Origin of the sequence: Castellaniella caeni NBRC 101664 (assembly GCF_001592225.1) — a bacterium.
In the GTDB taxonomy this organism is placed as follows: Bacteria; Pseudomonadota; Gammaproteobacteria; order Burkholderiales; family Burkholderiaceae_B; genus Castellaniella; species Castellaniella caeni.
The window spans coordinates 50,141-61,250 of record NZ_BCWN01000023.1; the positions used below are offsets into that span (position 1 = coordinate 50,141).

An 11,110-nucleotide genomic window follows, 5' to 3' on the forward strand; every position below is an offset into this window, starting at 1 on the left:
CGCCTATTCGGAGGTGGCGGCGGCGCCCTGCCACAGCAGCGGGTTGCCGCTGGCGCGCGAATAGCCGGCTTCGCCCATCAGGACGTCGAGCGGAATGCTGGCCAGGTCGTCGGCCACGGGTTCGACCTCGAGGTCTTTTTCCTGGTTGAAGAGCTTGCGGTAGCTGTGGCATTCGTCGCAGGATTCGGCCTGGATGGCTTCGGGGCCGCCTTCGATGCTGTGGTACAGGATGGATTTGTTGTTCTCGCAGTGCGTACAGGTGACGCGCACGACGTGCCATTCGGTGGCGCACAGCGAACAGCAGAGAAAGCGCAGGCCGTCGCGCGTGCCGCCCACCCGCTGGATGCTGGCCACGGGCAGGCTGCCGCAGACCGGGCAGGTGCCAAACGGCGTGCCATGGGGCACCTGGACGGGGTCGAGGCGACTGGCCTGGGCCGTCCAGTACACCTGCAGGGCAGCCATTATGAAAGGTGCCTGCTGGCAGTCGATGTCGGCGTCGCGTTCGGCCAGAATGGCGTCCGCCAGCGATTCAAGGTCGTCGGGCGACTGGGTGCGCAGCGTCTGCAGCTGAGTCATGACGCTGCGCGTCTGCGGAGTGAGCGTGTCGAGCCCCGCCAGCTGATCGAGCAAGGCCTGCAGCACGTGCCGCCAGCTGGGGTCGCGTTCTCGGCCGATGGCCTGCAAGGGCGGCATGCCGTGTGCCTGGGCCAGTTGCAGGGCTTCGGGGTCGAGAGTGGGGGCCGGGCAGTCGGGCAGCAGCCGGTGCTGGATGTCGGCGATTTGCGCCATCAGCTGCAGGTAGGCCGCGGCTGCGTGGCCCGCCGAGAGCTGCCGCAGCCGGGCGGCCCGTTCGGCGAAAACGGTGCCGCCTTCGGGCAGGCGCAGACGGGGGATTTTCGTGTGGTCCAGCGATTCGATTTCGCCGCGTTCGAGGATACGTTGCAACGTGTTCTCCTGAAAGACTGACTGCCTGCGTACCGCCAGGCAGTCATGGATCATCGGCCCTGGGAAAGAGCGTAGCGCCTATTTGCGGGCGGCCTTCTGCGTCTGGCGAAACCAGGCGTGGTGGTGTTTCCAGGCCCAGCCCGCCGTGACGCTGCCGCGCGTCATGGCGCGCATCGAGCCCTTGACCCAGATGCCCGCGTAGATGTGGATGATGATGGTGCAGATCATGACGAAGGCGAAAATGGCATGCAGCGCCGACGCCAGCTGCACCACGCCCATGCTGAAGTACAGGCTGAAGTATTCGCGCCACATCACCAGGCCCGTGAGGATGAGCCCGATCATGCAGATGACGGATACCCAGTACACCAGCTTCTGCCCGGCGTTGTAGCGCCCGACTTCGGGCACCCTTTCTTCGTGCTTGTTGATGACGTCGTTGACATGACACAGCCATTGGCGGTCGCTTTTGCCGATGCCGTTGTGACGGATCATGCGCAAGGCCAGGATCAAGAACAGCAGGAACATCAGCACGCCCACGAATGGGTGCAGGATGCGCGTCCAGGTGCCGCCTCCGAAGAGGTTGGTGAGCCAGAACAGGGCCGGATGGAACAGGGCGAGCCCCGAGAGCGCCAGCAGGATGAAGAGGATGGCCACCGCCCAGTGGTTGCTGCGCTGGCTGGCGGTGTACCGATCGATAAGCCTGGGGGTATCGCTCATGATGACGTCTCCTCGTCTCTGGCCTTTTGTTCGTCCTCTTCCGTGACTTCGTTGGGGCCCACCCGCATGTAGTGGAAGAACCCGGCAAAGGCGGTCAGTGCCATCACGGCCAGCCCGATGGGCTTGGCCACCCCCTTCCAGAGGGACACGGTGGGGCTGATGACAGGGTCTTTGGGCAGATTGCTGTAGATTTCCGGCTTGTCGGCGTGATGCAGCACGTACATGACGTGGGTGCCGCCCACCCCCGCAGGGTCGTACAGGCCGGCCTGGTCGAAGCCGCGCGACTTCAGGTCAACGATGCGCTCTTCGGCCTTCTGGATCATTTCTTCCTTGGTGCCGAAGGTGATGGCACCGGTAGGACAGGTCTTGACGCAGGCGGGCTCTTGGCCCACCGCGACACGATCCGAGCACAGCGTGCACTTGTAGGCCTTGTTGTCCTTTTTGGAGATGCGCGGCACGTCGAAGGGGCAGGCCGTGACGCAGTAGCCGCAGCCGATGCAGTTTTCCTGGTGGAAATCCACAATGCCGTTGTTGTACTGGATGATCGCGCCCGGTGAAGGGCAGGCCTTCAGGCAGGCGGGGTCTTCGCAGTGCATGCAGCCATCTTTGCGGATGAGCCATTCGAGCGTGTTGCTCTCGGGCTCTTCGTACTCGGCGTAGCGCATGACCGTCCAGGAGTTTTCGGTGAGATCCATGGGGTTGTCGTATACCCCATGGTTGATGCCCACGTCGTCTCGCAGGTCGTTCCATTCCATGCAGGCCACCTGACAGGCCTTGCAGCCGATGCAGATGGTGGTGTCGATGAGCTTGGCCACCCCACCTCCAACCACGATGTCGCGTTGGCTGGGTGGAGGCGTCGTGGTGGCGGAGCTCCGTTTGATGTCCAGGGATTGCAATGCCATGACGGGCTCCTACACTTTTTCCACGTTGACCAGGAAAGCCTTGAACTCAGGCGTCTGAGTGTTGGCGTCTCCGACGGGCGGGGTGAGGGTGTTGGTGAGATACCCGGGTTTGGCCAGCCCCACGAACCCCCAGTGCAGCGGAATACCCACCTGATGCACCGTCTTGCCGTCCACCTGCAAGGCTTTGATGCGCTTGGTGACCACTGCCACCGCCTTGATGAAGCCCCGGTTGGACGACACCTTGACCTGCTGGCCGTCCTGGATGCCGAGCTCTTTGGCCAGCGCCTCGCCGATCTCGACGAACTGCTGCGGCTGGATGATGGCGTTGAGCTTGGCGTGCTTCGTCCAGAAGTGGAAGTGCTCGGTGAGACGGTAGGTCGTGCCCACGTAGGGGAACTTGGCCGCCGTGCCGAAGGATTCGCGGTCGTCCTTGAAGACCCGGGCGGCCGGGTTGTTGAGCGCGCGCTTGTCCTCGTACATCGGATTGCGGCCGATGGGGGTTTCGAAAGGTTCGTAGTGCGCGGGGAACGGCCCTTCGGCCAGCCCCTTGCGGGCGAAGAAGCGCGCCACCCCTTCGGCGTTCATGATGAAGGGCCCCATGCCGGCGGCCGGGTTTTCATCCAGTTTGTAGTCGGGGGTGTCGGCGCCCGTCCAGCGCTTGCCGTCCCAGTAGACGACCGTGCGATCCGGGTTGAAGGGTTTGCCTTCGAGGTCGCACGAGGCGCGGTTGTACATGATGCGCCGGTTGGCGGGCCACGACCAGGCCCATTTCAGCGTCTGGCCGATACCGGTGGGGTCGCTATTGTCGCGCCGGGCCATCATGTTGCCGTCGGGTGTCCAGCTGCCGGTATAGAGCCAGCAGCCGCCCGTGGTGGTGCCGTCGTCGCGCATTTCGCCAAAGCCCGCCAGCTGCTCGCCCGCCTTGCGTACGACGTTGCCGGTCTTGGGGTCGGTGAGATCGACGAGCGCTGCGCCGTTGATTTCCTTGGCCAGTTCCTGGGCCGTGGGGTTGCCGGGCACGGCGTAGGGCCACCAGAGTTTGGTGATGGGGTCGGGGAAGGCCCCGCCTTCTTTCTCGTACAAGGCCCGGATGCGCAGGTAGATTTGCGCCATGATCTCGATGTCGCTCTTGCCTTCGCCCGGCGGGTTGGCGGCTTTCCAGTGCCATTGCAGCCAGCGGCCCGAGTTGACCAGCGCGCCTTCTTCCTCGGCAAAGCAGGTGGTGGGCAGACGGAAGACCTCGGTCTTGATCTGGCTGGAATCAACGTCGTTGTATTCGCCCGCGTTGCGCCAGAAATCGGAGGTTTCCGTGATGAGCGGATCCATCGTGATGAGGAACTTGAGGTTGGACAACCCCTTGATGCTCTTGGCTTTGTAGGGCGACGAGGCCAGCGGGTTGAAGCCCTGGCAGATGTAGCCGTTCATCTTGCCCTGCACCATGAGCTCGGTGACCTGCATCATGTCGTAGAGCTTGTCCATCTTGGGCAGGTAGTCGTAGGCCCAGTTGTTGTCGGCCCGGGCGGCGTCTCCCCACCACGATTTCATGAGGCTGACGTGGAACTTACCGTAGTTCTGCCAGTAGCTCATGGCGTTGGGGCGCAGCGGCTTGTGAGCGCGTGCGGCGATGTAGGCGCCGTAGTCTTGCTCGCCATCCTTGGGCAGGGTGAGGTAGCCCGGCAGCAGTTCGGACATGAGGCCGATGTCGGTGAGCCCCTGGATGTTGGAGTGCCCGCGCAAGGCGTTCATGCCGCCGCCGGCCACGCCGATGTTGCCCAACAACAGCTGCACCATGGCGCCGGTGCGGATCATCTGCGAGCCGATGGAGTGTTGCGTCCAGCCCAGGGCGTACATGATGGTCATGGCGCGGTTGGGCACCGCGGTGGAGGCCATCATTTCGCAGACTTGCTTGAACTGCTCTGGGGTAGTGCCGCAGATGCGCGCGATCATGTCGGGCGTGTAGCGTTCGTAGTGTTTCTTGAGCAGGTTGACCACACAGCGCGGATGCTTGAGCGTGGGGTCGCTGCGCACGAAGCCCTGCTCGTCGCGCTCGTATTCCCAGGTGGAGCGGTCGTAGCTGCGGGAATCTTCGTCGTAGCCGGAGTACACGCCGTCGTTGAAAGCGAAGTCTTCGCGGACGATGAAGGGGAAATCAGTGTAATTGTTGACGTATTCGTGCTGAATTTTGTCGTTTTCGAGCAGGTAGCGGATGACCCCGCCCAAGAAGACGATATCGGTGCCCGTGCGGATGGGCACGTACACGTCAGCGACCGAAGCCGAACGCGTGAAGCGCGGATCGACCACGATGAGCTTTGCCTTGTTGTGCTGCTTGGCTTCGGTGACCCATTTGAACCCGCATGGGTGAGCCTCGGCGGCATTACCGCCCATGATGAGCACGACATCGGCGTTTTTGATGTCAACCCAGTGATTCGTCATGGCGCCACGGCCAAACGTCGGGGCAAGACCTGCCACCGTCGGACCGTGTCAGAAACGAGCCTGGTTGTCGAACCCAAGTGCACCCAGACTGCGGATGACCTTGTGGGTGATGTACGCGACCTCGTTGGACGTGGCCGAAGCGGCCAACATGCCCGTGGTGAGCCAGCGGTTGACGGTTTCACCCTTTTCGTTTTTCTGGATGAAGTTGGCGTCGCGGTCGGCCTTCATGAGCTTGGCGATGCGGTCGTAGGCGTCGTCCCACGAGATTTGCTGCCATTTGTCGGAACCCGCCGCGCGGTATTCCGGATGCTTGAGCCGGTTGGGACTGTTGATGAAGTCGAGCAGCCCCGCGCCCTTGGGACAGAGCGTGCCGCGGTTGACCGGGTGATCGGGGTCGCCCTCGACGTGCATGACGGTTGCCGTCGCGTTTTTGGCACCATCGCCCAGGCTGTAGAGCAGTACGCCACAGGCCACGGAACAGTAGGGACAGGTGTTGCGGGTGACTTTCATGCGCGCGAGCTTGTACTGTCGTACTTCCGCCAGGGCCGGGCTGGGGGCCGCCCCCAGCAAGGTCAGGCTGGAGCCCGTCAGTGTTGCCCCCGTCACCTTGAAGAACTGCCGACGACTCATGTTCAACATGGTGTCCTCCAGATCAAGAGTGGGATGACTTGTAAGAAATATTGTTGTTTATTGTTGTTGTGTGTAAACGTGAGATTACCCCGTGTTACGTGGGGTATGAGCGCAGTATGGCCTTGTGGGGCAAAAAAACCAACCCTGATAGGGTTTTTCCTCATACGGGATGAGGGGTATTGCCAGCGGCGAGTGCCGCGCGAGCTGAAAGAGCAGGCGAAGACGATGCGTGCCTGCTGTGGGCAGGTCTGCGTGCGGGGTGCTTGATTGGCGACCGCACCGCCGCCGCTGGCGGGGCGGCCTGGCGGACAGGTGCGGTGATGAAAGAAACGCGGCCTAGCCGTGTTCGACACTGGGGTGGATTTGGCGTACCCGGTGCAGTGTGTTCTTGTCGGTGTGGTGCATCGAAGCCCCTGTGGCGGCGAGCTTCAGCACCAGGCTTGAGACATAGCTGAAGGTGCCGTCGGCATTGAAGGTGAACGAGCTTTCGAAGGCGGTGGCTTCGGCGTGTTCAAGCAGGTACTTGTTTTGCGACAGGCCATACGATTTGGAACCCGGCTCGGCCTTGAAATGCAGGGTCTTGTCGCGTGGGCCGGCGTTGCCGCCCGCCAGAATGGCCAGGCCGCGCGGCACGGCAAAACATCGCATGATCTGGCCATTGGCCTTGTCCCACAGCAGATAGCCCACTTCGTCGTGGAAAGGATCCATGGCTTCTTCGCCGTGGCGCCAGGCCGTCATGCCGTAGTTCAGGCCTTCCATGGTCTGGTGGCCGTTTTCGACGATGGGGATGGGGTGGAACCAAGCCTTTTCAAAGTAGCCGGTCTGGGATGTTTCGTCATCCTTGTTGTGGTAAGACAGATCGACGCCGACGTCGCCTTCCCACTCGCCGACCAGCGGGGTGAGTGGCCCAAGTTTTTGCGGACCCAGGATTTCAGCCATGATGACCTCCACGGAAATAGGACAATAGAGCATTCACCGTACTCCTTGTTCGTACAGGTCGCCAATTGTTTGTATGCATCCTCGCGATTGCCGAAATCGATGAAGCGGCCCCGGTGCGGAGTGCGTCCGGGGCCGCTGGGGTATCCGCAGCCCGGGCCGTGTGGGGCCGTCCGGGGCGCGTGTGGCGGGCAGAGCCGTGCGTCAGGCGGCGTCTTGCCAGTGCGCCCAGCCTTCCTGCAGCCATTCGTCCAGGTGGGCGCGCGTGTGCGCGTCGAGTGCGCGGATGGCCTCGGCGGGCAGCGCGCGCTCGTCCGCCAGGGTCTGCAGGGCGGGCTCGGAGGCGCAGGCGGCGACTTCGCCGTTGATGAACAGCTGGGCGCCGCTGTACATCAGGCGCGTGCAGCGGTCGAGCACCAGGCGGCCCGTGGCTGGCACCGTCTCGGCCAGGGCGACGGCGGTTTCGGTGGGGTCGAACAGGGCGTTGTCCGGCAAGGATGTCAGCCACTGGCCCAGAAAGCGGGCGGCAACGGCCTCGTCCAGGCGAATCTGTTTCAGGGTGTCGAGCGTGGCCTGCACCAGGTGCGGCGGCAGCGCCGCCGGGGTGCGGGTGGCGGGGGTGTCGGCGTCGGTGTACAGCGTGGCGAGATCCGCGCCGGGCAGGCACGGGTGCCCGTAGAGCCCGGGATCACCCAGGTGTTGGGCCGAGATCTGATCCGCCGCCGATTCGAGCAGGCCGCGAGCCAGCGTCGCCTGGCTGGGTACGCGAAAGCCGATGGATAGCGTCATGCAGTCGTTGCCGATGGCCACGCCATCGTGGCAGACGTGCGGTGGCAGGTAGAGCATGTCGCCCGGTTCCAGGATGTCGTCGGCCTCGGGCTGGAAATCAGCCAGAATTTTCAGCGGCATGCCTGGCACGAGCGTGCGGTCGGCCTGGCAGCTGGTGCGCCAGCGCCGCCGCCCGTAGCCTTGCAGCAGAAAGACGTCGTAGCTGTCGTAATGCGGGCCCACGCCGCCGCCGTCGGTGGCGATGCTGATCATCAGGTCGTCGAGTCGCGCGTCCGAAATAAAGCGAAACTGGCGCATGAGCGCGGCGGACTCGTCATCGTGCAGATCGACGCTTTGCACGAGCAGCGTCCATTTGGGCTGCGCGGCGGGTGGAAAGCGCCGGAAGGGCCCGTGCTTCATGGTCCAGCCCTTTTCGCCCTGCGTGATGAGGCGCGACTCGACCTCTTCGCGGCGCGCGAGGGTCTGGATGTCCTTGAGCGTGACGGGCGGACGGAAGCCGGGGATGGCCTGGCGGATGAGCAGGGGTTTTTTCTGCCAGTAGTCACGCATGAATTCGCGTGGCGTCAGGCCGCCCAGCAGCGGGGTCGGCTGGTCGATATCCGGGGTGGGGTAGGCGCGAGACATGGGCATGTGTCCTTGCGAGGTCGGCAAAAGGGGCGCGCGGCAAGCGCCGCGCCCAGGGTTCAGCTTAGAGCATCGGGACGGCGCGTCAAAGAAAATCGCGCCGCATCTGGTAGATGAGCTCGAGCGCCTCGCGCGGGCTGAGCGTGTCGGGGTCGAGCGCCTGCAGCGCGCTGCGCAAGGGGGCGTCGGCGTCGCCCTCTTCTTCTTCTACCTGCTGCACGAAGAGCGACAGCTGCGAATCGGCCCGGTTGCGGGCTTCGAGTTCGGCCAGTTCTTTGCGCGCGTGGCGAATCACCACCTGGGGGATGCCCGCGCGCTGCGCCACGTGCAGGCCGTAGCTCTGGCTGGCCGGGCCGGGGCGCACCTCGTGCAGAAAGACGACCCCGTCCGGGGAATCGGCGGCGGCCAGATGTACGTTGATCACCCCGTGGGTTTTTTCGGGCAGGCGGGTGAGTTCGAAGTAGTGGGTGGCAAAGAGCGTGAGCGCGCGGTTGTAGGTCAGCAGCCGGTGCGCGATGGCCCAGGCAAGCGACAGCCCGTCGTAGGTGGACGTGCCGCGGCCGATCTCGTCCATCAGCACCAGGCTGTGCGGCGTGGCGGCGGCCAGGATGACCCCTGCCTCCATCATTTCCATCATGAAGGTGGAGCGTCCGCCCGCCAAGTCGTCAGCGGCACCGATGCGCGTGAAGATGCGGTCGAGCGGGCCGACGTGCGCCTGCGCGGCGGGCACGTAGCTGCCCACGCGCGCCAGCAGTGCGATCAGGGCCACCTGGCGCATGTAGGTGGATTTACCACCCATGTTGGGGCCGGTGATGAGCAGCATGCGGCGTTCTTCGTGCATGCGGCAGTCGTTGGGAGTGAAGGCCTCGATGCTGTGTTCGACCACCGGGTGGCGGCCTGCCTCGATGTCCAGGCGGATGTCTTCGCACAGTTCGGGCGCCACCCAGCCGTGGCTGCGGGCGTGAAACGCCAATGCCGCCAGCGCGTCGAGGCAGGCCAGAGCGGCGGCGCTGCGCGCCAGGGCGCCGGCGTGGCTGGCGGCCTGTTCCAGCATCTGTTCGAACAGCAGTTTTTCGCGTGCCAGACCACGTTCGCGGGCCGAAAGCACCTTGTCTTCCCAGGCTTTCAGTTCGGGCGTGATATAGCGTTCGGCGTTTTTCAGCGTCTGGCGACGGCGGTAATCATCGGGCACCTTGTCGGCCTGGCCGCGTGTTACTTCGATGAAAAACCCGTGCACCCGGTTGTATTCCACCCGCAGGTTGCCGATGCCTGTGCGTTCACGCTCGCGCGTCTCGATTTCCATCAGGAAGGCACCGTTGTCGCCCGCCAGCTGGCGCAGGGAATCCAGCTCGGCGTCGTAGCCCTCGGCGATGACGCCGCCGTCGCGCACCATCAGGGCGGGTTCGGGGGCGATGGCCTGCGTCAGCAGGGCCGCCAGCGCCGGATCGACGGGAATGGCGTCGAGGCAGTCGGCCAGCAGCGCGTCGGCCTGGAAGTGCGCGCGGGCTGTTTCGGCGAGCGGCGCCAGCGTGCCCAGCGCGTCGCGCAGACTGGCCAGCTCGCGCGGGCGGATGCTGCCCAGCGACAGGCGCGTGGCCATGCGTTCGAGGTCGGGCAGGGCATGCAGGCTGCTGCGCAATGCGTGCAGCGCCGAGTCGGCGTTGGCCGCCCGCAGCAGCTGCGTGATGGCGTCTTGCCGCGCCTGCGCCTGCGGGTTGGCGCGCAGCGGCGCCTGCAGCCAGCGGCGCAGCTGGCGGCTGCCCATGGGCGTGCGGGCGTGATCCAGTGTGCTGAACAGGGTGGGCCCCTCGCCGCCGTTGAGCGTGTCGGTGATTTCCAGATTGCGTCGTGTGGCTGGGTCGAGCACCACGTAATCGCCGCTGGCATCCACCGACAGACTGTGCACGTGCTTGAGCGCCTGCGCCTGCGTGTTGCCCACGTAGCGCAGCAGCGCGCCCGCCGCCTGCACGGCCAGCGGCAGATGGTCGAGCCCGAAAGCGCCGATGTCGCCCACGCCAAAGTGGCGCAGCAGCGTGTCGCGCGCGCCATCGGCTTCGAAGTGCCACTCGGGCACGCGGCTCAGGGCCGTGTCCAGCCCGCTGGCTTCGAGTGCGTCGGTGTCGGCCTGCTCGGCGCACACCAGCTCCGCCGGGGCGATGCGCCCCAGTTCGGTGTCCAGCAGCTCGGGCGTGCATTCGCAGGTTTTGAACGTGCCATTGGCCAGGTTCATCCAGGCCAGGCCCATGCTGTCTTTGTTGCGGTTGCGGCCCGCCACCCAGGCCGCGATGATGCGGTCTTCGCGGGCGGGCAGCAGCGCTTCGTCGGTGAGCGTGCCGGGGGTGACCACGCGCACGATCTTGCGCTCGACCGGCCCCTTGCTGGCAGCGGGGTCGCCCACCTGCTCGCAGATGGCGATCGATTCGCCCAGCGCCACCAGCCGCGCCAGATAGCCTTCCATGGCGTGATGCGGCACCCCCGCCATCGGGATCGGCGCCCCGTTGGACGTGCCCCGCTTGGTGAGCGTGAGGTTCAGCAACTTGGCCCCACGCTCGGCATCGTCATAGAACATCTCGTAGAAGTCGCCCATGCGATAGAACAGCAGATGCGAGCCCGCCTGGGCCTTGAGCTGTAAATACTGCTTCATCATGGGGGTGTGGCCGGAGAGATCGGGGGAGGTCATGCGGGAAGGCGTGGCGAGGAGTTGCGGAGGAGAGTCGGTATTATCGTTCAATGTGGGGGTGAGGGGGTGTGTCCCGCGTGCGCGGGTTCTTTGTGGGATGCAAGAAGGTTGGTGTAAGGTTGCTGTTTCGTGAGTGCCGATCTTTAACAAAAAAGCCGGTAGAATTTTTCATGCCATTTTTCTTCATTTGAATCAATGGCTTGCTTTTAGAGTGTTCCCCACGCACGTGGGGATGAACCGCTGTTTGACAGTGCCATGCAGAATTGCTGCAGTGTTCCCCACGCACGTGGGGAACACGCTCATCAGCAGCCTGCGCGACATACTCTGATCGGTTCATCCCCACGCACGTGGGGAACACCCCTTGCAGTGTTTGCATGAACATGCCGACGCCGGTTCATCCCCACGCACGTGGGGATGAACCGTGACTATTACGCACATCCGTTAGTGTGTGGCTGTG

The 11,110-nt window shown here is 64.3% G+C and carries 7 protein-coding genes; all 7 read right to left on the reverse strand.

The features are described from left to right. Positions 1 to 3: 3 nt before the first annotated feature. The 7 genes from fdhE to mutS all read right to left on the reverse strand — a co-directional run bounded on the left by fdhE (position 4) and on the right by mutS (position 10,653). Positions 4 to 945, reverse strand: a complete 942-nt coding sequence (gene fdhE, locus CCA01S_RS12975; protein ID WP_066459190.1) for a formate dehydrogenase accessory protein FdhE — start codon at positions 943 to 945, stop codon at positions 4 to 6. A gap of 78 nt (positions 946 to 1,023) precedes the next feature. Next, positions 1,024 to 1,659: a formate dehydrogenase subunit gamma gene (locus CCA01S_RS12980; RefSeq protein WP_066459198.1), complete on the reverse strand. Its 636-nt coding sequence runs from the start codon at positions 1,657 to 1,659 to the stop codon at positions 1,024 to 1,026. Then, entirely contained in the window at positions 1,656 to 2,561 is a 906-nt protein-coding gene (gene fdxH / locus CCA01S_RS12985) for a formate dehydrogenase subunit beta (RefSeq protein WP_066459200.1), read from the reverse strand. Before fdxH ends, CCA01S_RS12980 begins: the two co-directional genes overlap by 4 nt. Before the next feature lie 9 nt (positions 2,562 to 2,570). Beyond that, a complete protein-coding gene (gene fdnG, locus CCA01S_RS12990) occupies positions 2,571 to 5,633 on the reverse strand; it encodes a formate dehydrogenase-N subunit alpha (RefSeq protein WP_146030620.1) in 3,063 nt (1,020 codons plus the stop codon). A 327-nt stretch (positions 5,634 to 5,960) separates the two neighbouring features. Next, entirely contained in the window at positions 5,961 to 6,596 is a 636-nt protein-coding gene (locus CCA01S_RS13000; RefSeq protein WP_066459205.1) for a heme-binding beta-barrel domain-containing protein, read from the reverse strand. Between the two features lie 168 nt (positions 6,597 to 6,764). Beyond that, positions 6,765 to 7,973, reverse strand: coding sequence for a cupin domain-containing protein (locus tag CCA01S_RS13005; protein ID WP_066459206.1), 1,209 nt, complete (start codon positions 7,971 to 7,973; stop codon positions 6,765 to 6,767). Positions 7,974 to 8,058: 85 nt separating this feature from the next. Continuing rightward, positions 8,059 to 10,653: a DNA mismatch repair protein MutS gene (gene mutS / locus CCA01S_RS13010; RefSeq protein ID WP_232305125.1), complete on the reverse strand. Its 2,595-nt coding sequence runs from the start codon at positions 10,651 to 10,653 to the stop codon at positions 8,059 to 8,061. Positions 10,654 to 11,110: the final 457 nt, after the last annotated feature.

Bases quoted from the DNA above. Each gene is read 5' to 3' on its own strand.
- CCA01S_RS13005 (WP_066459206.1), bottom strand. From the start codon at position 7,973: ATGTCTCGCGCCTACCCCACCCCGGATATCGACCAGCCGACCCCGCTG.
- CCA01S_RS12980 (WP_066459198.1), bottom strand. From the start codon at position 1,659: ATGAGCGATACCCCCAGGCTTATCGATCGGTACACCGCCAGCCAGCGC.
- CCA01S_RS13000 (WP_066459205.1), bottom strand. From the start codon at position 6,596: ATGCTCTATTGTCCTATTTCCGTGGAGGTCATCATGGCTGAAATCCTG.
- mutS (WP_232305125.1), bottom strand. From the start codon at position 10,653: ATGACCTCCCCCGATCTCTCCGGCCACACCCCCATGATGAAGCAGTAT.
- fdxH (WP_066459200.1), bottom strand. From the start codon at position 2,561: ATGGCATTGCAATCCCTGGACATCAAACGGAGCTCCGCCACCACGACG.